The sequence below is a fragment of the Atribacter laminatus genome (genome assembly GCF_015775515.1).
GTDB classification, from domain to species: Bacteria; Atribacterota; Atribacteria; order Atribacterales; family Atribacteraceae; genus Atribacter; species Atribacter laminatus.
Window position 1 is genome coordinate 874,590 of sequence record NZ_CP065383.1, and the last position, 25,470, is coordinate 900,059.

Genomic DNA, 25,470 nt, shown 5'->3' on the forward strand with positions numbered 1-25,470 from the left:
CAGTTCTTTGCTTGGTCTATCAATCTGATTGCGATGTTTCAACTAAATCTTTCAAAGTTTTTGAAGACAAATATTGTTTAAACTCGTGTCGCATCTTGTCGATAAGTCCTCCAAAAATGCATTTTTTAAAAGGACAAATCCCATTTTTATTGAAACAAATGCCTTCTTCCAGGGGACCCTCGATGGCTTGGTAAATGTCCAAAAGCGTAACTAACTCAATGGGATTTTTTAAGAAAAAACCACCATTGGGACCTCGAATGGAGTCAACCAAATTAATTTTAGCTAGCCTTTGCATTACTTTTGATAGATGAGCTTCTGAGGATGCAGTTTTTTCTGCCATTTGTTTTATAGTTAAAGGCTCACGGTCATGTTGAGCCAAAAGGACCATACTGTGTAAGGCCAATAAACTAGCTTCGGACAGATTCACTATACCCTTCAATTGTTTCACCTCTTTATATAGGTATTACGATACCAAAATACCATATATATGTCAAGAGAAAAACTTTATAATCTTTTTATTTTTAAAGAAAAAAAAGCTATGTCCTGAAAATACCGGAATGGTTTTTAAGATGATTCTTTTAGAGCAACTAACCAAAATATCATTATGGCTTTCACCCTCAGCCTCACCTTCTCCCATCAAGGAAGAAGGAACTCTGACTCGTCATTGCGAGGAACGAAGTGACGTGGCAATCTCATGAGTTTAATCTTTTTTATTCCTCTCTCTTTAGAGAAATGAAGTTTGATAAGGATTGGTTTTTTTTAGTACTTTCAAATTCCTCCAACCCCCTTTTCTAAAGGGGGAGATTGGTTTTTGAGTATATATTTTCATCCTCATCAGGCGCCGTTTATCGGTATGGCGGTCTCCCTATCAAATTATCATTGTTATTTGAAATTTCATTATTTTCATTCTCAAATGGGCGGACACACAGTTCTGCCCGTCTATGATCGCCCAACTGATTTTTTCCATATTCTTATGGATGGGATCAATTTCACCAATTTTTTCATTTTTTTAATTCTGCTATCATCCTTTTTTGAGGTATTCATTTCCTTTTGTCGGAACGAAACCATATATGATCTATTTTTGTATGTTTGTTTCGTTTTTATTGGTTGGGTTTCCATCCATATTGTTACAATAGATTCTGAATCTGTCCTGAAACCAATTTGCGGGCTTGATAAATCAAGTCCCTACAAAAGAATATTATCCATGGGAGCCAATAAATTGCACCACAGTAACGACAAGTCATGTCAAGCCCATTGCCTCATTTACGTCCTCTTCGTGTCTGCCATGCAGCAAGGGGGTTTAGCCTGCAAATACAGCAAATGGTAAGTTGCGAATAGTAATGAGAGTAAAAACTAAGATTTTATAGAATCTGAGAAATCAGGGTTAAAAAAAAATAGAGAAATACAAGGAAAGTAAACGATAAGGATTTTAAAACGAGGGGGAATGGCTGGTAGGCCGTGAGGGAATCGAACCCGCAACCTACTGATTAAGAGTCAGTTGCTCTGCCAATTGAGCTAACGGCCCACCTTATTGCAGTGAAAATATACAATGAAACACCAATAATTGTCAAGGTATGAATTTATATGTGGCAAGGACCTACACCTATGTAAATGACACCTCTATTCTTGGTTTTTTATTCTACCTTGCATTAATACGCTAAAATGCTTGACTCTACGGATTTTCCTGCTAAAATAAATAAGGCGTGGTCAGAAAGGTTTCCTTTCGCCGTGCCGGAGTGGCGGAACAGGAAGACGCAACGGACTTAAAATCCGTTGGGGTGTAAGCCCCGTGCCGGTTCGATTCCGGCCTTCGGCACCAGTTTATAAATATCGCGGGGTGGAGCAGTCAGGAAGCTCGTCGGGCTCATAACCCGGAGGTCGTCGGTTCGAATCCGGCCCCCGCTACCAAGTTTGCTATATTTTCCCCTCTAATCAGAGAATTTCAGCTTAGTCTGGTTTTCTGAAGAGGGGTTTTTTATTTTCTGAGCCTTTATTGAGGAAACTCGTTTTTCCTTTTTAAGCATTGATTCTTCGCGAAATAAAAAGCTACGATTTATAAAAAAGCATGAATGGGAATAATCTTGAATTGGAATACCTTCTCTCTCAACTATATCCGCCTACATAAAATATTCATCCCTATCGGTTTTTTTTATTGAGTTTGATCATTTCCACACATAAAACAACGACCAAGGACTTCATAAGCATCAGATTCTGAGAGAGAATTGGGGAGGATAAGAAGGGGGGTAAGAGTTAGAGCGGATTTGTTGGCATTATTGGAGAGAAAATCCGAGATTTGAGCAGCAAGCCGTGAAGGCTTGAAGTCAATAGCGGCTAAGACATGACCGGCTTGTATTTCAGACAAGGTTAAAGTAGAGGAATCAAAACAAATAATATCATGAGAATAGGACAGGTATTCTTTCATAATATCTTCATGACTGGTAAGATAAACCATTTGAGAAGATGGTGAATGGTAAGGCTTATTGTCATCAAAAATCAATTGATATTGAAGATGGTTCTGTGAGGACATAAGAAAGTCTTGAATATAGGATTCATTGCGATGGACAATAAAAACCGGCGATTGATAACCAGACAGGAGGGATTGAAGTTTTTTCGACACCAGTTCCCAGTGAATGATAATCGGAACTGGATGAAAATAATTAGGAAATTTGGTTAGGGCGCAATTCCAAGTTATAAGAAAAGGTGTTTCTTGAAATTCGATATTTTTACACTTTTGAAAAAAAACATCGGTTAATTCTTCGGAAAAATCCATTATGATGATGATTCGAGCTAGGCTCATTTTTGAATTAATGTTTTTTTCGAGTTCGCCAGGATGTTTGGAATAGAGATTGATGGTTTGAAGCTGCGAAACCGATAATATTCTTTTTAAATGAATTTCAAAAAAAGCCGGGAAGTAACGCTCAGGCTGAGCAGCAAAAAGCCAGACTGCCGGTCCCTCTTCAATAGAACAAGAGGGACCGGAGGAAAAAAGGAGGATAACTAATACTACAATGCATTTTAATAAATTTCTTTCCATAGCTAAAATTTACGACGGTTGTATAAAATTTGATTCAGCAGGACGCTTCCCACCAAAACCAAACCAAGAGAGCCCAACTGCCAGATCTGGTGAATTCCTGCGAGCTGCATTCCATTATAGAGCATGGTGATGATGGCGATACTTAATACCACCCCGCCGGCTGTCCCTTCTCCGCCCTTGATGCTGACACCTCCTAATACAGCTATGGTGATGGCTTGGAGTTCATAGCCCGTACCAATATCAGGGCGAGCACTGGCAATCCGCGAGGTTATTACCCAACCAGCTAAGGCGCTCAGGAGGCCGGAAAGAGTGTAAACGATAACTCGAATTTTTTTGACGTTAATCCCAGAAAATATCGCCGCTGTTTCATTGCTCCCCACACCATAGAGATGTCTTCCAAGCACGGTTCGATTCATGAGGAACATGAGGATTAAAACCACTGGGATAAAAATGAACAGCACCTGAAAGGGTAAGCCGCCGATGCGATGTTGTCCGATATAATAGAAAGACTCAGGAAAGTTGGAAACTGGCATCGGATTAGGGCCAAAACGAGGATCAACCGAAATAATCATGGCTAATGATTTGTAGACGTAAAGGCTGGCAAGAGTGACTATAAAAGGAGGGATCTTGGGATAAGCAACCAGGAAACCATTGGCATATCCCATCGCACTGCCGGCGATAAGTCCAATGATGATGGCAAAAGACGGGCTAAAACCAGCTCGGCCGATAAGAACTCCAATAATCATAGCGACAATGGTCAGCATGGAACCAACGGAAAGGTCAATGCCGGCACCTCCCGATAGGATAACCAGCATTTCTGCTAAGGCTAATAGCCCCAGCTCCACACCGTATTGGGTCATATTGGTGAGATTATAGAAAGTAAAGAAACCTTTTACGGAAAAAGCAAACACCCCAAAGAGGATGAGGAATAATACCAAAAGAAAAAGTACCCGATTTTCAACAATGTGACTACCTATGTTTTTCATAGCGATTCTCCCCTGGATCGGACGAGGTCAATCATAACCGAAATCAAAATCAGTACTCCAATAACCAAACCTTCGCTGAGGGCGGGAACATTCATGAGAACCATCCCATTTTTAATGATTCCTACCAAAACTGCCCCCAGTAAGCTCCCAATCGCCGTTCCTTTTCCTCCAAAGACACTGGTGCCACCCAACATTACTGCCGCGATGACTTCGAGTTCGAAACCAGAACCAGTATTGGTTTGTACAATTCCGGTGCGGGCTACGTAAATGAGCCCGGCAAAACCAACCAAAAGACCAGTTAGGGAATAGACAATTATGATGGTTCGTGAGAGGCTTACACCAGAAACTCGGGCAGCTTCAGGATTGTTTCCAATGGCATAAATTGCCCGTCCGGTTGGTCGGGAACTGAGAAAATAGCTGAAAAGGATGATCAAGACAGCGGTAATCCACATTGACAAGGGGATACCCAGCCATTTTCCTAAGCCAATGATCCGTATATCAGGTGGAATTCCCGAGACCCACCGACCACCAAGCACTTGATACATTAAAGCTCGCATCATGCTCATCATCCCTAAGGTGACAATTATGGGCGGGACATTCCCATAAGAGATGATGATCCCATTGAGAATACCAATCCCAAAACCGGTAGCAATTGCCGAAAGGATAACGATAATAAAGGATGAACCAGCCATGAGAAGTTTTCCGGCAACCACTGAAGCCATACCTAAGATTGAACCCACCGAAACATCGATACCACCGGTAATGATGACCATAGTCATTCCAATAGCCGATATGGCGACTCCGGAAAGCTGTAAGAGCAAATTGGAAAGGTTACTGACTGACATAAATTTCTCAGTACCCAGAGAAAAAATGACCATTAATACCACGATAAGACCCAAAACTGTAAATTCTCTGCGTTTCATTATAATTTGGAGGTTCGCAGTCATAGGTTTTTCTCCTCAATTGATAAGCCCTTGGTTTTCAACATTCTCTCTCCAGTTGCGGCACGAATCAGGTTTTCTGAGGTGATATCTTGATCTTCAAAAGCCCCGGTGATACGACCTTCATGCATAACAATCACTCGGTCAGCTAGTTTCAGGATTTCAGGAAGTTCACTGGAGATGATGATCACTGCGATCCCTTTCTCAGCTAAAGAAGCAATCATATGGTGGATTTCTGATTTAGAGGCAACATCTACTCCCCGAGTGGGTTCATCGAGCATGAGAATTTGTGGGTTTACCCCCAACCACTTGGCTAAGACTACTTTTTGCTGGTTGCCCCCGCTAAGGCTAAAGACTTTTGAATCAAGGCTAGGAGTCTTAATGGCCAGCTCTTTCACATACTTCTTTCCCAGCTCTTTTTCTTGTTGGTTATGAACAATACCCATTCTTGAAGAAATTTCTTTGAGCACGGTTACGCTCATATTAAAAGCGGTACTTAAAATGGGAAAAAGACCTTGGGCTTTTCGATCTTCAGGAAGATAGGCAATTCCATTGGCCATAGCCTCCTCAGAAGAAGAAAAGCTTACCTTTTTCCCTTGGTAAATAATCTCACCACTGTCGGGCTTAATCAGTCCGAAGAGGGTTTGAGCGATGTCAGTTCGCCCTGATCCAACCAACCCAGAAAAACCTAAAATTTCTCCAGGGTAAACATCAAAATGAATATCGTAATAGCGACCTTTCCGGGTAAGGTTTTTGAGGGTGAGTACCGGTTTTTCTCCTTTTTTTCCCAGATGATTGATTTCTTCCACCAACAATCGTCCGGCCATGAGTTCGATTATTTTATTACGATTAATTTCACCGATGGGATATTCACCAACCACTTCACCATCTCGCATAATAGTAACCCGATCAGCAATACGGAATATTTCTTCTAAGCGATGGCTAATGTAGATAATGCCAACCTTTCTCTCCTTTAATTTCTGAATAATTTCAAAAAGTCTTTCGGTTTCATGTTCGGTCAGGATCGCGGTTGGTTCGTCAAAGATAATCAGCTTGGCTTCGTAAACCAAGGCTTTGGCGATGAGTGCCAACTGTTGCAGCCCAACACTGAGGTCTCGCATGGGTTGTTTAATAAAATGAGGAGATATTTGAAGGGATTCAAATAACGATCGAGCCTTTTTTTCTTCTTCAGCCCAATCGATATTACCTCTCCGGGTTTTTATTTCCCGGCCTAAGAAAATATTTTCTAAGACACTCAATTCTCTATAAATGAGTGGTTCTTGATAGACAGTAGATATGCCTATATCTTGAGCTTTTCTTGGAGAACCAATGATAACTGGTTTTTCAAGATAGAAGATTTCGCCTCGATCCTGAGATAGGGCTCCAGAAATAATTTTTATGAGAGTTGATTTCCCTGCTCCATTTTCGCCAACCAAGGCATGAACTTCCCCAGGATTTAAAGAAAAATTAACTTTTTTTAAGGCATGAACTCCTCCAAAAGATTTTTCTATTCCACGACATTCGAGAATGGTATCCATGGTGAGCTCCTAACTCTTGACCCTCCCTATAGAGGTTAGGGAATAATTGGTACAAAACTAATACTTACCATTTAAGAATATTTTAAAAACAACGTATATATTCAACTTCATGTATAAAATATTATAGATAAATAAAGAAAAAGGCGTCCCGAAGGACGCCTTAGAGAAAATTTTTAGAAATTGAATTGATCGACATTGCTGGCGTCGAAAACCTTAGGAGGACCAAGAACCAGCATTTTGTCTTGTGCTAAAAATACCGGTTTGGTTTCTATCCCTGAAACATCATATTCTTTCCCATCTTCGAAAGTATTTTTATCCAGCAGGTATTTTGCCGCCCAAACAGTTAGATAGCCTAAGTCAACTGGGTTCCAGAGAACAAAGGACTTCACTGCGCCACTCTTCACATATTTTGCCATCATCGAGGGAACGGAAATACCAGTAGCAAAGATTTGGTCAATTTTCCCAGCTTGTTCGACAGCTTCTGCAACTCCAGGCGCCGAAGTGCTGCACTGACCGATAACTCCTTTTAAGTTGGGGAAAGCATTGATCAAATCAAGCATGACATTAATAGCCATTTGAACATCTTCTTCGGCGTAACGAATGGTTACTAATTTCATATTGGGATATTCGGCTAACTTTTGCAGTTCATAGAGAATCCAGGTATTCAAATTCCAAGCAGTAGGACCGCAAGAAACAATAGCGAATTCACCCTCATAATTCATGGCCTTGGCTAATTCATCTAAGGTGGTGTACCCAATAGCATCTTGGAGAGCTTGGTTGACGAATACCTCTCGTACATCCTGAGCTCCATCAGTATCGCTGGTTAATACTATGATACCTTTTTCTTGAGCCTTTTTGAGTACTGGAGTGATGGCAGCTGGGTCGTTAGGAGCAACAGCAATGGCATCTACCCCCTGAGTGATGAGGTTATCAACGATTTCACTTTGTTTGGCAACATCAGCCGTTACCGGACCTGTGTAAATAAATTCAACATCCAAGTCCTCAGCTGCTTTTTTCCCACCTTCTTCCATGGCATTGAAATAAGGAATTCCAATTAGTTTGGGAACAAAAGCTATTTTGTACTTTGCTTCAGCAAAGGCTGGAACTAGAAGAACCGCTACCATTAACAACACCATTACTGCTAAAATATAGGTTTTTTTCATATTAACCCCTCCAAAATATAATTTATATTAGAGATTATAATTAAATATTACCTATTTCAAGTATTAAATTCAAGTTTCTTTTGGAAAAATGATGAATTTTAAATAAAAGAGGAACAAAAAGGTATTACAATAATATAAATAACCGAATAGGTAAATTAATTGGAGGTAACACTTTAAAAGGCAGGTTCATCGGAAAGATAAGAAGAAGAAAGAGAATAAAAATAATATCATCTCACCCCCGCTGTGGTTGAGAAATTAAGCAAAGACGAGTCGCAGGGCTATAATGATGAGAATATTTTCTTTTCACGAGGATAGTATTTATAAATTAGATGTAATCATTGGTGAATGTAACGGCTAATGAATTAGCTATTAATAGTTCATAAAAAAAACAAACCGGTTGTTTATGAGCAACAGACTCGTCAACTTTTACACCGGATTTAAAAGCAGGAATCGCTCTATAAGGCGGTGGCGCGCCCGGAGGGATTCGAACCCCCAACCGACAGATCCGTAGTCTGTTGCTCTATCCAATTGAGCCACGGGCGCATAAAAGAATGCGATACTATTTTAAGGAGTAATTTAGTGCTCGTCAAGGCATGATTTAAATTCGGGAGGGTTATCTTGTTTCCAATAAACTGGGCTCTTAAATTTTTTGAAAAAAGAGTATAATTATGGAAGGAGGTGAGAGATTGAAAAAAGTTGTATTTATAGTAGTTTTGCTTGTGTTGGTTTTGTCTTTACCGGTTTGTGCTGAAGAAAGAATAGAAATAATTCATTCTGAAATAGCTCGAATTGCTTCTGCTTTAAAAGGTGAATATGCCCTGGGAAAACCTGTTATTATTGGGGAACTGACAATTATCCCAGTAGTAAAAACCAATGTCTTGTCTTTTGGCAGCGATAAAAGCTCTTCTTTTCAAATGATTTTTGGTGGAATAAGTCTTGAACCAGTTGCTATATTAGTGATTAAAGACGGGAAATTTCAGATTTATAATATTGGTGAGCCCGATGCCGGTGTTGGTGAAATATTTGAAACTCTTCCAGGGTTATTACCCCAAACTCAAACCCTTTCTGAGGATGCGAAACAGGAATTGATTAAAAAAGGGAGGGAAAGTCTTCAAAAAAAGGATTTTGAGAAAGCAAAAAAAATTTTTGAAGATCTTCTAGAAAATAATCCAGAACTTGCCGATGCTCATGCTCTCTTAGGACAAGCATTAGGAGAACTTGCTCAGTCTACCGCAGATCTTAACAAGAAAATTCAATATGGGATGGAAGCCTTTCGGGAGTTTGCTCGTGCCTTAGAAATTGAACCAGATAATCCTTATGCTTTAGTTGCCAGGGGATATGCTCGATTGATGGTTCCCCCTCCTTTGGGGGGAGTTGATGCTGCCATCGAAGATTTTAATCTGGTGATCAATAGTCACCCTGAATTTATTGACGCCTATATTGGTTTAGCTAAAGCGTATAGCAAAAAGGGAGATCAGAATAAAGCCAAGGAATATTTTAATAAAGTCCTTGAACTAGACCCCGAGAATGCTCAAGCTATTGAGGGTTTGTCAAGAGTGGGTGAGTAAAGGATAATTATTTGAAAAAATTCATAGATTGAAAACAACTTTATTATAAAAAAATGATACGTTAAATGGATTCTAATTAGAAAGTAATTTGGAGGTGATAGGTGTGAGAAAAGCAGTTTTAATAAGTTTAATTGGGTTGATGGTTTTGGTTTTGGGAAGTTTGGGATGGTCTCAAGAAAGCGTATCTAACGATATCATAACTTTAATGGATGCGGTATTATCAAAAATGACTCAAATGGTTCAACCCAATACCCTCATTGGAGCACCAATTCAAGTGGGAGACGTGACAGTGGTACCAGTGATTAAGGTTGATGTTGGATTTGGTGGAGGTGGTGGCCTTGGTATGCCAGCTGGTCAACCTTCCGGTGGAGGGACTGGTGGGGGCATTACCATGGAACCAGTTTCATTTTTAGTTATTCAAGAAGGCAAAGTTACTCTGCTTTCAGCAACTACTCCGGTTTCGCCCTGGAAGGACATTATTGAAACAGCAATGCCCATGATAATGCAGGGCGTACAGGGAATGTCTGGGATGTCAGCGGCGGATATGTATGATTATGAATATGAACCAACAGAAGAACCGATAATGAGTCCAGTACCAGAAGAATAATAACTCTTTGATAAACTTAACAAACTTAGAAGCTTAAAGTGTTATTGTGGCGGGTATGTAATACCCGCCATCCTTTTTTTGTTCCAAGTTAATTTTTAAAATCTTCCTATAATCCCCTTTTAAGAAGAGGATTGATTCCAAAGTAAGTATTTTTAAAAGTCATCTAAAATGACGAAAATAGTATGGAGATCTTTCCTGATTAGGAGCACAAAATCAAGATGAATTTGTCTTATACAAAAAAAGTATTTCCATCGGGCTTGAAAGTCGTATTTCGTCGGATGAAATCACCTTTAGTGACTTTGAATCTTTGGGCAAGAGTTGGAGTTAAGGATGAAGAACCAGTGCAAATTGGAATCTCTCATTTTTTTGAGCATATGGTTTTTAAGGGTACGACCAATTACCCGGGATTAGAACTATCAAGGCAGGTTCAAGCCATTGGTGGCAATATTAATGCTGGCACTTCCTTGGACACCACGGATTTTTATATTGTTGTCCCTTATAATCATTGGGAGAAATCATTAGAGCTAATTATCGATTTAGTTCGCAATCCACTTTTTGATCCTATTGAAATCGAACGTGAGAAAAAAGTAATCATTCAGGAAATACATATAGATGAAGACGACCCGGAAGAAAAACTCGCTATCACTCTTTATCATGAAGTTTTTTCCGGAACTCCTTATGAACGTTCAATATTGGGGTCAAAGGATACCATTGCTCACTTGAAAAGGGAGAACTTCATATGCCACCAGGAATCCTTTTACCACCCCTCAAATCTTACCTTGGTAGTCTGTGGAGACCTATCTGAAAACCAGTTGTTCGAGAAAATAGATCTATTTTTCAAAAATGGGGGAAAACCACTACAGAATTTGTTTAACTCCTTTCCTCCCCTTCCTAAGGTACAAAGAAAAAGAATCGAAATCAACATGGACATTCACCATCATTATGGAGCTATTGGATTTTTAGGCCCAGGTATTCGGCAAGATGATTTTTGCCTGCTCAAACTTTTATCGATTATCCTTGGAGATGGAATCGACTCCCGTCTCAATGCCCGACTGAGGGAAAGAGAACAGTTGGTTGACTCAATTCATACCAACTTTTCTTTTTATCAAGAATCTGGAATTTTCAGCATCATATTCACCTTTGCCAATAGCGACCCAAAAATAATTGAAGCAACAATTCAAGAAGAATGTGAGCTGTTATTAAATTATACCCCTCAAGATATTGAAATAAATCGAGCTAAAAACCTTTTATTGAGCGGCTTTTATCATTCTATTGAAACGACCTTAGGAAGCGCCGAATTATTGGGACGTTTAGATACTATTGATACCATTGATACCATTTTTCGGTATTTGAAGAATATACAAAATATTCAGACCAAACAGATAATTGATGTTTTAAAAAAGTATCTTGATTTTAATTTTGCAATCAGTGTTATTATCAATCCCGAGGATCATCGATGAACGAATTACAACAGCAGGTAGAAAAAGTGCGCTTGAAAAACGGTTTAACCCTCTTATTTCTCTCTATTCCTGATTCTTTGTTGTGCTCAATCCATCTTTGCTTGGCTATGGGAAATTTATTCGAAAACGAAAAAGAAAGAGGCCTTTCAGCGCTTTTACAGGAAGCATTTGTAAAAGGGACCCTAACTAAAGATGCGATTACTTTCAATCGTGAAATTGAATCTCTTGGCGCATCAATAGAAAGCTCATCAAATAGTTTTGTTGGAAAGATTGCCATTGAAGGACCAAACGAGCAAATATTTGCTATTCTTGCTCTTTTCTTCGAATTAATTAAGAGTCCAGCTCTGAGAAAAGAGGAAATAGAAAAAGAAAAAAGATTTTTAATCGAGCAGCTTGCTGCTCTTGACGACGATCCTCTCAAGGCGGCTCTTCTCCGCTTCAAAAAAGGTTTTTATGGAACTCACCCTTATGGATCATCAACCCTTGGAGAACCTGATTGTCTGAAAACCTTTACTGAAAAAAAAGTATTGGATTGGCATCGTCGCTGGTATGTTCCCAATAATATGGTTATTGCAGTAGTAGGTAATTTTGATCTTAGCAAGATGAAGGATGTATTTCTGCATCAAATGGGAGATCTCATACCTCAAGAGATAAAGTCTTTCAAGGAAGAAAACTTTTATCCTTTATCTTTACGAATTGTAGAACAAAAGGATATTCAGGATAATTGGATGGTTATTGGTTACCGAGCACCTTCCCTTTTTGATGTTCGGGGAAGAATAGCTTTTGAACTTTTGTCGAACTGCTTAGGAGGAAGCATGTATTCCCGGCTTTTTTTAAAAGTTCGCGAAGAATTAGGGTTAAGTTACCAAGTCGGTTCAGTTTATGTTCCTTTTATTGGGCCTTCATTTATTTGCGCTTACGCCGGCTTTTCTTATCCACACTTTGAAGAGATTGTTCAGATTTTGCGAAAGGAGTTCCATAATTTAATGTTTATGAATTCAATAGAACTGGAAGAAACAAAAAATTACACACTTGGTATGTATTTGAGTCGTTTTGAAACTGTATATTCACTCTCTTCAATGATATCTTTTTTTGAAAGAATTGGTTTAGGATGGGATTTTCCTTTTAAATATCAAGAATTAATACAGAGTATGTCCCTGGAAGAGGCCTTAAGTATATATAATAAGTATGAGGGTGAGGGAGAAACCTTGGGAGCAGTGGTTTCTTCTCGATTGGAAAAATAATTTAAAATATTTTTAGAAGAGCCCTTGACTTTCTTTAAAATAATTATATAATGCTTTTTGGAACAAGGCCGAGAAATCATAAATTAAAAAATAAAGATTTAAAAATATAAAGAATCTTTCCCCTCCTTGCACTTATGGGGAGTTGGACGCCAGTCCAACTCCCCATAAGTGTTTTTAGGGCTTTTTTTCTTCAACATTATTGTTATTCACGTCAGATTTTGTTATAATCCATGATTGTCGGGGCGTAGCGCAGTTTGGTTTAGCGCACCTGCCTTGGGCGCAGGGGGCCGGAGGTTCAAATCCTCTCGCCCCGACCAGGTTTAAAAAAGCCTTCATAGAGCGATTTCTTCTCTTAATAAAAGAATTATAACGTAACTTCCTTTGTATTTTTTTAAAAAAAATACTTCCTATTAATAGCCTCAAAACCCTATATACCTCTCAATATTCTATTTCGATTTGAGAAGAAATCATGGATAACGTATACTAAAGTTCGCAATTTCGCACCTTGAAAAAAGCCACCGGAGACTCCAAAATGAAGGTTGCATATAATACAAAACTTCATCGAGGAGGAATATCCGATGGCTCAAAATAATCATACACCATATCTTTTAAAAAATGCTCATTGGTTTCATGACTGAACCTGATCCACTCTATGCCATGTTAGAATGGCTGACCAATGAACTCATGAAACTGGAAGCTGAAAACAAAGTTGGAGCTCACAAGGGAGAACATTGTCCCACCCGAACCACTCATTTCTCTGGAACCCGAGTCAGACGATTTGATACGAGGTTAGGAACCATCTACCTTCTAGTTCCAAAACTCCGTAAAGGAGGCTATATTCCTTTTTTTGTGACCGAAAGGAAACGCTCGGAGCAAGCCCTCCTCCAGGTGGTTCAAGAAGCCTTTATCAATGGTGTCTCCACCCGAAAGATGGAGCGCCTTGCTCAAAGCTTAGGGATTGAGTCCCTCTCTGCTGGTCAAGTATCAGAAATCACCAAAGACCTCAATGAACAAGTGGAATGGTTCCGTACCCGTCCTCTGGAAAAAGAGTACCCAGTCATTTGGGTTGATGCCCTCTACGAAAAGGTTCGCTGTGAAAGACACATCATCAGCATGGCCATTGCTGTCGTTCAGGGTCTGACAAGTGAGGGAAACCGAGAGATCCTGGCGGTCGAACCCATGTTTGCTGAATCAGAAGACACCTACACTCATCTCTTTGAACAGCTTAAAAGACGAGGAGTGGAAACAGTCTGGCTGTGCATCTCCGATGCTCATACTGGACTGAAAAATGCCATTCAGAAATGTTTCCTAGGATCAAGTTGGCAACGGTGTAAAGTACACTTTATGCGAAATATATTAGTCCATATCCCTCATAAAGAAAAAGAATCTTTTGCCGCGAAACTGAAACAAATATGGTACCAGCCTGACCAAGAGTGTGCCAAGCAATATGCCCATTTAATCATCCAGGAATACCAAGACCGTTTCCCCCAGGCCATTGCTCTTTTAGAGGAAGGACTGGAAGACTCGTTACAATTCCTGGCTTTCCCTCACCTTGACCAACGAAAGATCTCTTCAACCAATTCGCTCGAACGAGTTCATAAAGAGATTCGTCGCCGCACCCGAGTGGTAGGGATCTTTCCTACCACTGATTCCTATCTCCGGTTGGTCACCAGTTATCTCATTGAGTATACTGAAGATTGGGTGAGTAGTAAAAAGTATATCAGCTCTGAGGCGATTACCGAGCAACAAGCAGAGCTTCTAAAGATAGCCTAAGGAAAAAAAGAAAGTCAAAAGAAAAAAAGAGGCTGTGGATAGATGGACAACCCTGCGGGTTGACCACGGATCCACAGCCCGACGACTCATGAATAGTTATTCACTAAAATACCAGAAAGAATTGACCAAATAGAAAGATTGTATTCTTCTCTTTGTTTATTTTCCATATTCATAAAAAGGAGGTGAATAAATCGAGTCATTTTTCAAAGAGAGATGGCTTTTCATTCAAGTAAGGTCATCTCTGTGTTTAAAAAGAGTCTCCGGTGTTTGCTAAGAGTAAATTGCGAACATTATTTGACACATACAAATCATGCCAGTTTATATTCTTTAAATAGCTTTCTCATGGCTTTTTATTAGTTAAAGGAAGAATCCGTTCAACCACAATAAAATTACTGAATCCTAAGACCCAAGGTTAAATCTTTAATGATTTACTATGAGGGGTATCTTGGGGTGAATTGATAGATATTGCAAGAGAAAGGAAATCAGTGAGTCATTTCTCTTCCTGCTAAGTTTTATGGGTAGGGAAATGACTCACTGATTTATCGAACCTAATTCACAAAATAGACATTTGCACCGTTATTTTCGTCACCACCACCATGAATATTTCCAGAGATAGTGTTGCCAGCTATGGGTGATACATCAGGAGGTAAGTTCTCACGACCAACTCCCCAGCCTCCAGGTCGAACATCATTTGGTAGAAGATTGCAGTTAGGGATTACGAAAATCCCACCACCTAACCCAGCTGTTATGTTGTTGTTGATGAAGTTATTCATAATTAATGGGTTAGAGTTATTATAAACTCGAATTCCACCGCCACCATTAATATTACTCGCTATGTTGTTGCTAATTACGTTGGACTCGATTATGGGGTTGCAACAATTATTTACATCAATCCCACCACCGCCACCATTTATTGCTGTGTTGCCCGTGATGGTATTGTTAGAAATTAATGGAGAACAAACATAATAAACTCGAATTCCACCGCCAGATCGTGCTGTGTTGTCTGTGATGGTGTTATAAGAAATAGTTGGAGAACAAGAACCATAATAACCATCCATACCGATTCCCCCTCCCCCTCCCCCGGCAGATCCATTTGCACTGTTACCAGTGATAGTATTATTTTTAATATCTGGGTGGGAATAATTCTTAACGAAAATCCCGCCACCACTATCTGTTGCTGTATTATTTATAATTTTGTTGTTTTCGATAGTGGGGGAACTAGCATTAACATAAATCCCACCACCATTATCTGCAGATCCATTTTGAATGGTAAATCCTTGCAGGGATGAGGTATCACCTCCGGTGAACTGAACGACAGAACCACTATTACCACCATCGATAATCGTAGCAGTAACAATAGTAGGGTTAGAAGGATCAGTGCTTCGAAGGGTAATGTTTTTATTATTAATTATGAGGTTTTCAGAGTAGGTTCCCGGACAGACGATGATGGTATCCCCGGTTGATGCAGCATCAATAGCCGCCTGGATGGTATCGTAATCGGTACCTGTAGTAGCATTGTATGCTTTTCTTGCTGAAAAATTAGCTGTTACCGTTTTATCGCCATCCATGGTGATCGTGGTAGAAGAAATGTTGGGATTAGCCGCTTCACCGGTCCAGTCAACAAACTGGTAACAACCTGCCGGAGTGGCATTGATGTCGACAACGGTATTCTCATCATAGGTATGGTCACCTACAGCGGGAGTGGTTGTCCCTCCTCCTTGGGGGTTCACCGCCATCGTGAGGGTGTACTGGGTTGGTGGTGTTGGAGTCGGAGTCGGTGTCGGTGTTGGAGTCGGAGTCGGTGTCGGTGTTGGAGTCGGAGTTGGAGTCGGTGTCGGTGTTGGTGTAACAATTACACTTGGAGCAATGGGAATATGAAAATGAATTTTGACATAATTCTTTGCCAGTTGGATGACTGCACTATCTTTTTGGGCATCTCGACAGTTAGAAAGAACAGCTTTCACCGCATCGAGGAGATTTTGAGGAATGGTCTCAATGGGAATGGCAGTCAAGATATCTTTGATGGGGATCAAACCGGATTGTAAGGATTCAACAACTTCCCAGATAATCACTTGAGTGGTGGTTATGGAGTTGGTTTCCCCTCCATCACTGGTAGTTGGGGAGATGGCTATCTTGATCCAAACCTCTCCACGGTTAGCATAGAGAAGATAAGCCTCATCGGTGAGTCCAGAGATCTCATATTCACCTTGGCAGTTGGTTTTGCCGGTGAGGATTTGGCCATTATTGCCTTTGAGAAGAATATCGGCATTGGGAAGAGGCTCTCCTTCGGTGATTGAGGAATTATTACAAATATCGGTGAAGCATTCATTATCAGGGGTTACCACGACTCCTTTGATGGTGAAGGTGTTATCGGTTGTTCCGGTTGATGAAGTTCCAGAATGAAAACCTCTGGTACAGCTACTAATGAAAACTATCAAAACGAGTACGGTCAAAACTACCAGCCAAATCCTAAACCTTTTCAAAATAGTCCCTCCCTTATTATAAAAACCAATTTTTCCTATTATAGTTAATAAAATTACAAATAGAAAAGTAGAAAGAAGATTATTTAACTCAACTTTCGCAGTTCAATACTAGCACTTTTCCTTTCAACCATGCTGGAAGACTATTTACAAAATAGATGAGTAGCTCTTTGACTTTTTCTTCTGAAAGGACGAAAACCTGTTTCATGGTTGATTTGAAAAGCTCAAGAAGTAACGCCAGAGCTTCCATGAGTGTCATATCCTGAATTTCATCATAGCAGGCATAGAAAAGCTCGCCAAAAGTTCGGGGATCGGTGTTCCTTCGGGCAATGACTGCGAGCATGATATACCGGATAAAAACGATACTGGTATGAGATACCAAAGCGTCATAGGATCGAACCTGGAATTCCCGAGTGAGTTTTAAGACCGATTTCACCATCTTGAAGAAGACTTCAATATCCCAGCGTTTTCCATAGAGGGTGACGATCTCTTCTTCCGAAAGAGTGAGATCGGTTGAAAGAAGCGCCAACCATTGAGATTTTTGTTTTTCACTTCGGACAAAAACAATCCGGGCATAGAGAGGTTTCCCGGTGAGATTGAGATTCACGACACCTGATCCAATGATGTTGCCGCAGGGTCTTTTCTGAATTCGGTTGAAAAGAGAGGAAAGAGCACGAGCTTTTCCACCGAATGAGTAGTAAATCTTGGGCGTGTTTTTGAGCATGCACACCACCGATAGACCCCGATGAGCACATTGGCGGATGAGGGCTGGAAAACTAAACCAGCTATCAAAAAGAATAGTTGAGATCAAAGGACAGTGTTTTAAGGCTCCATCCAGTAGGTTGAAGAAGACTTCTGGAGTTTTTTCTTGGGATTCTTTCCGAAGGTGAGCTCTTTTGCTCCGCCCATCAACGGAGGCATCCATGGGACAGAGCTGGTTTTCTTTGCGGTGAGAACTTAACAATGAAAAAGCAAAGGGAATGAAGGTAGCACCATCGGTGAGTCCTAAAGTGAGCATTCTGAAACCCACGACTAAAATCGTCCTTGGGCGTGATCATAGAATCGAGAGAGCCCTTCAACTTTCAAGCTCCGAGGTCGTTCATAGGGGGAATCATCCACCACCCAGGTGTAGCGTTTCAAACTGGTAAAAGGAAGGAGCGCTTCAGAGACTACTTTGGTACTCAAAAGAAAGAGCAATTTTCGCCAGCTCCCACTGGTCTTGTGGAGGAAACGGTAAAGAGTGTCTTTCTTTCCTTGGAAAAGGGGATGTCGAGATTGGAGAAGACCAGCAACGTTTTTCTGAGTAAAGACTAGGAGAAAGATCATCTGAAAGACGTCTTTGACTGGGAACCCTTTCTTTTTGTTCATATGGCATTTTCGAAACAGTTGGTTCACTTTAAACTCCTTCATAAAGGAGGAAAACATGGGTAACAAGGTCCTTTCATTTTTCAAATTTTCTGGTAGGATAGTCATGAAGACACCTCTCTCTTTGTGGTGATTGGTTTTTTTCCTTAAGTCAATTCTACCAGAAAGGAGGGGTGTTTTCATTAAAAAACCCTTTAAAATCAAGGTTTTTCAGCATTTATTTTAGTGCGAAAGTTGAGTTAATAATTTATTCTATATCACTGTAATTACTCTCTTTCTTCCAATCTTTACTGGGGATGAACTGTGCTTCATCGCCTATTTTTAATTCAACAATAACATTTAAAAAATGGTAACTACTTTTCTGATCCCAAATTACTTCCTTTAAGATTTTATAGAGAATTAAATATAAAGATATAATTTATTCAACTTTCTTGCTATATATTACCAAAAGAGAATGGAGTGAGGGTTAGCTTAATCCTCTTTTAAAAGTCTTTCATCGTTTATTCTACTCAGGGATGTTCTAGCCTTGCCTCAATACTTCTTCTGAAGCTTATGTTGTATGATATATTGGATATATTGAGGAACCGACAAACTCTCACAAACCTTTCTTTCTTTTAACATTGAAGCTTAACTACTTCGTTCAAACACTCTATATTTTTAATTAATAATTAAATAGTGAGTTAATACCAGCAATCTGTTGCAGACATAATATTTAATTAAAATTCTATTTTTATTCAACGCTAATAACAAACCTTGCCAGGATTTAGAATATTCTTAGGATCAAATACTTTTTTGATAGACTTATTCAACTCCATGGATCTGTTTCCAAGTGATTCAGCCAAAAAAGCTCTTTTTGCATGCCCAATTCCGTGTTCACCAGATACCTGACCACCGAGCTCAAGTGCTTTTTTATACATTTTTTGCATGACTTTATCTTTTTTTATCTGCCATTCATCATTTGATAAAGAGTCTTTACATAAGTAAATATGGATATTACCATCACCTGCATGACCAAAATTTACAATTCTGATTTTTTCCTTATCATCTAATCGATCAACGTAATTTATAAACTCTCTCATCTGGTCTAGTGGCACTACTACATCACACTCATCTATTTGGGAGGTTGAAGTTTTGATTGCTTCCAAAAAAGCTCCCCTTGCTGTCCAAATTGCATCTAACCGTTCTTCCGTATCAGCAATGAAAACATCGATTGCTTTTTCATTGAGAAGAACTTGAGCTGCCTGGTCAGAAGAATTTTCAACCTCTCCAATTGCATTACCGTCGAAGGAAAGTAATAGATAGGAATCGGCCGATTTATCGGGGAAAAATTTTCCTAAATATTTTTCTGTTGCTTCAATAATTTCTTTTTGCATTAATTCTATCGCTGTCGGAATGATCTTAGCTTTAAATAAGATTGGAATAATATTAAGGCAGTCGTTTAATGATTGGAAAGGTGCTAATAGGCTAATAGTTTTCTTTGGTAAAGGAAGTAATTTTAGCGTTATTTTGGTGGCAATCCCTAAAGTTCCTTCTGAGCCAATAAACAGATCCTTTAAACTATATCCAGAGGAATTTTTCGCGATTTTTCCTCCTACTTTAATCATTTCTCCATCGGGCAATACTATATCCATTCCTCGTACATAATCACGTGTCACCCCATACTTAACCGCTCGCATTCCTCCAGCGTTGGTCATAACATTCCCGCCAATTGTAGCAGTCTTTTCTCCTGGATCTGGAGGATAAAAAAGCTCTTTTCCAGCTAATGCCTTCACCAAATCCATTAATAGAACACCAGGCTCAACTGTAACAGTTAAATTAGTTTCATCAATCTCTAAAATCTGATTCATTTTTGCTAAAGAGATCAATATCCCTCCATACAGAGCCACAGATCCTCCGCATAATCCAGTCCCAGAGCCTCTTGGAGTTACAGGTATGTTTTTTTCATAGGCATAGCGCATGATTAAAGAAATTTCATGGCTATTAATAACTTCTATCACTGCTTCTGGGGAAAATTTTCCATACTCCATCATCTCATCATGGGTAAAGTCATCATTAATATCTTGATTTGTATAAACTCGTTCAGGTGCGGTAGTTTTCTTTAAAAATGTTATGTCATTTTCGGATATTTTTTTATATGCCATTTGTATCCCTCGTTTTTTTAATCTTTTCTATTAATAAAGGGACCACTTCATAGATATCTCCAATTACTGCATAATGAGCTTGACCGAATATTGGGGCATTTCGATCCTTATTGATTGCAATAATGCATTCAGAAGCACTCATTCCTGCCATGAATTGTACAGCTCCTGATATTCCGCAAGTAATAATTAATTTCGGTTTTACAGTTCTTCCTGAAAGTCCAATTTGTTTTGAATAATGAACCCAACCCATTTCTACTAACGGTCTAGTGGTAGCCAATTGACCCCCTAGCAAAGTTGCTAATTCTTCAAATAATGATAAATCTTTTAATCCTCGCACTCCCCTACCTGCAGCTATTAATACCTCAACGTCTGAAATGCTGGGTAGTTCTTCTTTAATCATTACTTTACGAATTGTGATCTTTGAATTGAGCTTTTCAGGTGTGACAAAGCACCTTTCAACTTTTCCTAAAGGAAAATCCGCCTGCTTGGTTGGAGTCATGACTTTATGCCTAACCGTTGCAATCTGAGGTCTTGAATAAGGAGTAATTATCTGAGCCATTATATTCCCACCAAAAGCCGGACGTATTTGAACAAGATCAGTATTTTCTCTAACTTCGAGCGATGTACAATCAGCAGTTAAACCAGTTCTGAAGCGGGCAGCTACACGTGGTGCTAAGGATCTTCCAATTAAAGTAGCACCAACTAATATAACAGAAGGTTTAACAGTACGGATACAATCTTCAAAAATGTTTGTATAGGTATCAACACGAAAATGTTTTAATTCTTTGTCTTCATAGAGGAAAACTTTATTTACTGGATATTTTAATAATTTATTAGTTTGATGGCTAATCTGATCTCCAATAATCAGACAATAAATTGGATGATTGATAGATTTAGCTATCTCATTAGCTTTCCCGATTAATTCAAAAGTTACTGGATGGATATTGCCTTCAAAATTCTCAACAAATACCAAGATACCTTTCCATTCTTCTTTATTAACCACTGTTCTTTTTTTATCAATAAAGTCGATTGCTTGTTCAGGGCAGTTTTTCGAACAAAGCTTGCACATTTTACAACCAGCGCTTATCTCAATCTTACCGCCATGCATTGATATGGCATTAAATGGACAAACTGTTATACATTTTCCACATAAATTACATCTGTTATGGTTTATTACTAGTTCTGCCAATGCTGCCACCTCTTAGATAAAATTTTTCCTCTTAACTAGTGTATAAATTTTCTCTGCTATTATTGGTACTTCATCATCCCAAAAAATCTGGTCCTTGCAAACTGTTGGTGGAAATATTCTTTCCACCTGCGTTGCTGAACCTTTCAAACCATATTTCTGTTCATCATTATCGATAAAATCGAGTAGGGTAAACTTTTTAACTTGTTGATTGGCTGTTTGCATTTTTCGGCGATATGAAGGGAGCCTTGGCTGGTAAATATTCTTTTCTACTGTTATCAGTGCAGGTAAAGGTAACTCCAGAACTACCGAGCTATTCCCCAGATCCTGTTCTACAACTATACTTTTTTCAGTAACCTCTGCAATTTCTTTTACCCAGGTTACATGAGGTATCTCTAAAAACTCAGCCAGTTCTGGTCCAATCTGTGCTGTATCACCATCAGTTGTTTGTTTGCCACAAATAATTAAATCAAAATTTCCAAGTAGTCTAATTCCTTGTGATAAGGTAAAAGCAGTGGCTAATACATCCGAACCAGCAAATTTTCTGTCTGAGAAAATATAACCCTCATCGGCACCCAAAGCAAAGGATTCCTTGATCACTGATTCAGCTTGTGGTGGTCCCATGGTTATCGTGGTTAGGTTCCCTCCATTTTTTTCCTTTAATCGCATGGCGGTTTCTAGAGCATATAAATCGTAAGGATTCATTTTGCTTTCCACGCCTTCTCGCTTTAATACCCCAGTAATAGAATCAATTTCTACATTGCTTGTTGCAGGGACTTGCTTAATGCAGACAATTATTTTCAGTTGAGACACACCTATAATAAACCTCCTTAAAGTGGATTATCAAATTGTCAATTTAACATTTATTATTTATCCTTTGATTGAACCTGCGGTAAGGCCACTGACCAAATGTTTTTGGATGAACATGAAAAGCACTGTTGGTGGAATAGTAAACAAAACTGTAGCAGCCATTAAGTCTGTCCATTGGAGAGTAAATTCTTCCTTAAATGAGCTTAATCCGATCGACATTACCCAGGTACCTTCACTACTAATAAGCGTTCTCGCAAAGAAAAACTCATCCCAAGCGAGTATAAAACTGAAAATTGACATCGCAACTATTCCTGGAATTATGAGCGGTAATACAATCCTATAAAATGTTTGAAATACATTACACCCATCAATCATTGCTGCTTCATCTAGTTCTTTTGGAATTCCATCAAAGAAGCCCTTCAATACCCATATACTAAAAGGAAGAGTAAAAGCCATGTTTGCAACTATTAATCCACTCAGTTTATTTAATAACCCTGTTTGCCTAAAAAGCACATATATTGGTATCGCTAATAGAGACGCTGAAAGCATTTGGGTTGATAAAATAGCAAGCTCAGTAATAGAATTAAGTTTTGTTTTAAAACGAGAAAGACTAAAAGCTGCCGCGCATGCAATTGGCATAGATAGAACAAGACAACCAATAGCAACCAAAAGAGTGTTAATAAACCACTGACCAATTGGTTTTGCTTCAATTATCCGGATATATGAATTCAATGAAGGATCCTTAGGTAACAAGCTAGGGTTATTCGTAAACATGCTTTCTCCAGTAACTGATTGTACGAACATCCAATATATTGGGAAATTGAGAACAATAACCACAAGTGTCGCAATTATTAAAATTAAAAAACCATTAAGCTTAGAAATACGCATGTTATTCTAAGCCTCCCCTCTTGTAACCATTTTTGAATAAATGAATGTAATTACTAATGTTAATATTAAAGATAAAATTCCAACCGCAGAAGCTGAACCTAAACGAAAATATTTAAAAGCCTCAAGATATGTAGTCACTGGGAGTATTTCTGTTGCTCTAGCAGGACCTCCTCCAGTGAGAAGATATACAATAGTTACTCTTTTAAATGTATACAATATCAACATCATTATAAGTACAATATTAACCGACTTAAGTCCTGGTATTGTTATATTAAAAAATTTTTGAAATGAGTTTGCACCATCAACCTCTGCAGCTTCATAACGCTCTATTGGAATGGCTTGCAAACCAGCAAGTATTATTACAGTTGCAAGAGGAAACTGTTTCCAAATAGTTACAACTGTAACTGTCCAAGGTGCGGCAGCTGCATCAAGAACCCAACCTATCGGAGAGCTTAGCAAGCTATTGACAATTCCAAACTGGTAATCAAACATCCAATTCCAAACCATTACAGCAGCTACTTCGGGCACAGCCCATGGGATTAATATTAATCCTCGTAAAATAGCTCGACCTGGAAAATTTAAATTTAATAGTAATGCTGTTAATAAGCCGATTATATATGAACCAATAGTAACGCCAAAAGTATAAAGCAAAGTAATCCAGAACGATCGCCAAAAATCCAAATTCATTAACCAATTTGAATAATTGAACATACCCACAAAGGATGGCTTGCTAAGAGAAACTAATGGAGCATCTGTAAAACTCATTAAAACAGTTGTGATTATCGGATAAATTACAACTATACCCATAATGATAGTAGCAGGAATTATTAAAACAGCTGATGATGATTTTATCGATAAAGTTGACCTTTTATTTCTAAATCCGACAATCTTATTAGTTAAACTATTTTCCCTGCTCACGAAGAGTTGCCTCCTAAAATATAATTAAAGAAGGGAAAGGGTAGAGAAAATAACAAGGACTAAAGTTCTACCCTTTCCAAAAATTATTTCTAACGCTTTAATGTAGAAGTCCAGTCCATCATTCTTTTCTGAACATCATTCATGGCTTCTTCCACAGTAGTCTGTCCACCCCACACACGAGCTATTCCGTCAACAACCATTCGTTGGACCTCACCTGCTTGTTCTTCAAATCCTGGAGCAGCATATCCAAAGCCTGCTGGATACTTAGCAGCTACATCTACCATATCATTAATCCAAGGATGCTTTTGAAGAAATTCAGAACTAGCTTCTACTGCTTGTCCTGGGATTTGAAGTAGTTCTTCAAGCCATCTACGTTGCATTTCTGTTTGGTTGTAAATTGAAATGAGTGCAAATGCTTCTTTCTTATTTTTGGCATTGACTGGAATGGTATAAAAAGCACCACCTGTGATTGCGGCATGGGTTGGTGTTGGTGGGGCTGCAAATCCAATATAGGGGTAAAGTTCCGGAACTTCTCCTTGAACATATGTCATAGCCCAAGGTCCATCAATTAACATGGCAATTTTCTCTTCAACGAACATCTTCCGAAGCATAGGACCATCAAGGCCTTTTGGAGTCAGGTCTTCATCGTAAAAACGCTTTAGAAATGTGAGCCCTTCAATTGTTTTAGGATCATTAGCTGTAGGTACTCCGTCCTTTGAGAAATCACCACCAAATCCAATTGCCCATTGCATTAATGGTATATATGCTTCAAGAACATCTGCTGTTCTTGTTGCAAATCCATAACCAAACTCACCCGTAACTTCTTTAATCTTCTTTGCTGCAAGATACATCTCCTCAGGAGTAGTAGGAACTCCAACTCCAGCTTTTTCGAGAAGTTTCTTATTATAAATTAATCCGTTTGGTGAAGCAGTCAGTGGAATGCCGTAGATTTTACCTTCATATTGCGCAACACTTTTAACCGGTAGTAAATTATTTGCCCATTCAACATTTGCAAGGTAATCATCTAATGGTTCCAGCAAGCCAAGCCGAATTAATTTGGGCATCATATTGGTAAACACTGGAGCGAGATCTGGTGCACCCCCACCTGCCATATCAATGAGAAGTTTTTCCTCGTATTGTCCAGCGGGAATAAGCGTATCTACCACTTTTATATCAGTAAATTGAGTTTCAAATTGAGCAACACCATCTTTAAACCAATCACCAGTTCCAACTTCACCCCACATCCAACTAGGAAATTGTATTTCTTTTTCAGCACTATTTGCAACACCAATAGGAGTGAGAATTAGAATAGCTAATAGAATATTAACAAATATTATTCGTTTCATAAATTTAAATTACCTCCTTTAA

Annotated in this window: 20 protein-coding genes and 5 tRNA genes; 8 read left to right on the top strand and 17 right to left on the bottom strand. The window is 39.0% G+C overall.

The window, feature by feature from the left end; all coding sequences use genetic code 11:
- Window positions 1-19 precede the first annotated feature (19 nt).
- Complete coding sequence (locus tag RT761_RS04155) at window positions 20-439, bottom strand: RrF2 family transcriptional regulator (protein WP_218112819.1); 420 nt, start codon at window positions 437-439, stop codon at window positions 20-22.
- Between the two features lie 1,010 nt (window positions 440-1,449).
- Window positions 1,450-1,525: transfer RNA gene (locus RT761_RS04160), tRNA-Lys, on the bottom strand.
- 205 nt (window positions 1,526-1,730) lie between these two features.
- On the opposite strand from RT761_RS04160, the gene RT761_RS04165 reads away from it, so the two are divergent.
- Together RT761_RS04165 and RT761_RS04170 are read left to right on the top strand one after the other, a co-directional pair.
- Window positions 1,731-1,819, top strand: a tRNA-Leu gene (locus RT761_RS04165).
- A 12-nt stretch (window positions 1,820-1,831) separates the two neighbouring features.
- Window positions 1,832-1,908, top strand: a tRNA-Met gene (locus tag RT761_RS04170).
- A gap of 241 nt (window positions 1,909-2,149) precedes the next feature.
- On the opposite strand, the gene RT761_RS04175 is transcribed toward RT761_RS04170, so the two are convergent.
- The 6 genes from RT761_RS04175 to RT761_RS04200 form a co-directional block, all read right to left on the bottom strand.
- Window positions 2,150-3,034 (bottom strand): hypothetical protein, encoded by an 885-nt coding sequence (locus RT761_RS04175; protein WP_218112820.1) that lies wholly within the window; start codon window positions 3,032-3,034, stop codon window positions 2,150-2,152.
- 2 nt (window positions 3,035-3,036) lie between these two features.
- Complete coding sequence (locus RT761_RS04180; protein ID WP_218112821.1) at window positions 3,037-4,020, bottom strand: ABC transporter permease; 984 nt, start codon at window positions 4,018-4,020, stop codon at window positions 3,037-3,039.
- Window positions 4,017-4,967, bottom strand: a complete 951-nt coding sequence (locus tag RT761_RS04185) for an ABC transporter permease (RefSeq protein ID WP_218112822.1) — start codon at window positions 4,965-4,967, stop codon at window positions 4,017-4,019. The genes RT761_RS04180 and RT761_RS04185 overlap by 4 nt, the downstream gene beginning before the upstream one ends.
- The gene (locus tag RT761_RS04190) at window positions 4,964-6,499 is read right to left on the bottom strand and encodes a sugar ABC transporter ATP-binding protein (RefSeq protein ID WP_218112823.1); all 1,536 of its coding nucleotides are present in this window, start codon (window positions 6,497-6,499) and stop codon (window positions 4,964-4,966) included. The genes RT761_RS04185 and RT761_RS04190 overlap by 4 nt, the downstream gene beginning before the upstream one ends.
- 173 nt (window positions 6,500-6,672) lie before the next feature.
- Complete coding sequence (locus tag RT761_RS04195) at window positions 6,673-7,662, bottom strand: autoinducer 2 ABC transporter substrate-binding protein (protein ID WP_218112824.1); 990 nt, start codon at window positions 7,660-7,662, stop codon at window positions 6,673-6,675.
- Window positions 7,663-8,128: 466 nt separating this feature from the next.
- Window positions 8,129-8,205: transfer RNA gene (locus tag RT761_RS04200), tRNA-Arg, on the bottom strand.
- Between the two features lie 143 nt (window positions 8,206-8,348).
- Between RT761_RS04200 and RT761_RS04205 the strand changes: the two genes are divergently transcribed.
- From RT761_RS04205 to RT761_RS04230, 6 genes are all read left to right on the top strand, one after another.
- Window positions 8,349-9,230 carry a GerW family sporulation protein gene (locus tag RT761_RS04205; RefSeq protein ID WP_218112825.1) on the top strand — a complete coding sequence of 294 codons (882 nt, stop codon included), beginning with the start codon at window positions 8,349-8,351 and terminating at the stop codon, window positions 9,228-9,230.
- Window positions 9,231-9,333: 103 nt separating this feature from the next.
- Complete coding sequence (locus RT761_RS04210; protein WP_218112826.1) at window positions 9,334-9,837, top strand: GerW family sporulation protein; 504 nt, start codon at window positions 9,334-9,336, stop codon at window positions 9,835-9,837.
- Window positions 9,838-10,055: 218 nt separating this feature from the next.
- On the top strand, window positions 10,056-11,297 hold the full coding sequence (locus RT761_RS04215; protein WP_218112827.1) for a M16 family metallopeptidase: 1,242 nt from the start codon (window positions 10,056-10,058) through the stop codon (window positions 11,295-11,297).
- A complete protein-coding gene (locus tag RT761_RS04220; RefSeq protein WP_218112828.1) occupies window positions 11,294-12,541 on the top strand; it encodes a M16 family metallopeptidase in 1,248 nt (415 codons plus the stop codon). Before RT761_RS04215 ends, RT761_RS04220 begins: the two co-directional genes overlap by 4 nt.
- A 238-nt stretch (window positions 12,542-12,779) precedes the next feature.
- A tRNA-Pro gene (locus RT761_RS04225) sits at window positions 12,780-12,858 on the top strand.
- 298 nt (window positions 12,859-13,156) lie between these two features.
- Window positions 13,157-14,314: an IS256 family transposase gene (locus RT761_RS04230; RefSeq protein ID WP_218112829.1), complete on the top strand. Its 1,158-nt coding sequence runs from the start codon at window positions 13,157-13,159 to the stop codon at window positions 14,312-14,314.
- Window positions 14,315-14,862: 548 nt separating this feature from the next.
- Here RT761_RS04230 and RT761_RS04235 read toward each other — a convergent pair.
- The 9 genes from RT761_RS04235 to RT761_RS04275 form a co-directional block, all read right to left on the bottom strand.
- Complete coding sequence (locus RT761_RS04235) at window positions 14,863-16,797, bottom strand: right-handed parallel beta-helix repeat-containing protein (RefSeq protein WP_218112830.1); 1,935 nt, start codon at window positions 16,795-16,797, stop codon at window positions 14,863-14,865.
- A gap of 88 nt (window positions 16,798-16,885) precedes the next feature.
- Window positions 16,886-17,824 carry an IS4 family transposase gene (locus tag RT761_RS04240; RefSeq protein WP_425491261.1) on the bottom strand — a complete coding sequence of 313 codons (939 nt, stop codon included), beginning with the start codon at window positions 17,822-17,824 and terminating at the stop codon, window positions 16,886-16,888.
- 2 nt (window positions 17,825-17,826) lie between these two features.
- Complete coding sequence (locus tag RT761_RS04245; protein ID WP_218112832.1) at window positions 17,827-18,342, bottom strand: transposase; 516 nt, start codon at window positions 18,340-18,342, stop codon at window positions 17,827-17,829.
- Between the two features lie 557 nt (window positions 18,343-18,899).
- A complete protein-coding gene (locus RT761_RS04250; RefSeq protein ID WP_218112833.1) occupies window positions 18,900-20,300 on the bottom strand; it encodes an FAD-binding oxidoreductase in 1,401 nt (466 codons plus the stop codon).
- Window positions 20,290-21,489, bottom strand: coding sequence for an electron transfer flavoprotein subunit alpha (locus RT761_RS04255; protein ID WP_218112834.1), 1,200 nt, complete (start codon window positions 21,487-21,489; stop codon window positions 20,290-20,292). The genes RT761_RS04250 and RT761_RS04255 overlap by 11 nt, the downstream gene beginning before the upstream one ends.
- A 12-nt stretch (window positions 21,490-21,501) precedes the next feature.
- The gene (locus tag RT761_RS04260; RefSeq protein WP_343073773.1) at window positions 21,502-22,290 is read right to left on the bottom strand and encodes an electron transfer flavoprotein subunit beta/FixA family protein; all 789 of its coding nucleotides are present in this window, start codon (window positions 22,288-22,290) and stop codon (window positions 21,502-21,504) included.
- Window positions 22,291-22,356: 66 nt separating this feature from the next.
- Entirely contained in the window at window positions 22,357-23,184 is an 828-nt protein-coding gene (locus RT761_RS04265) for a carbohydrate ABC transporter permease (RefSeq protein WP_218112836.1), read from the bottom strand.
- Window positions 23,185-23,190: 6 nt separating this feature from the next.
- Entirely contained in the window at window positions 23,191-24,102 is a 912-nt protein-coding gene (locus RT761_RS04270; RefSeq protein WP_218112837.1) for a carbohydrate ABC transporter permease, read from the bottom strand.
- Between the two features lie 89 nt (window positions 24,103-24,191).
- On the bottom strand, window positions 24,192-25,448 hold the full coding sequence (locus RT761_RS04275; protein ID WP_218112838.1) for an ABC transporter substrate-binding protein: 1,257 nt from the start codon (window positions 25,446-25,448) through the stop codon (window positions 24,192-24,194).
- Window positions 25,449-25,470: the final 22 nt, after the last annotated feature.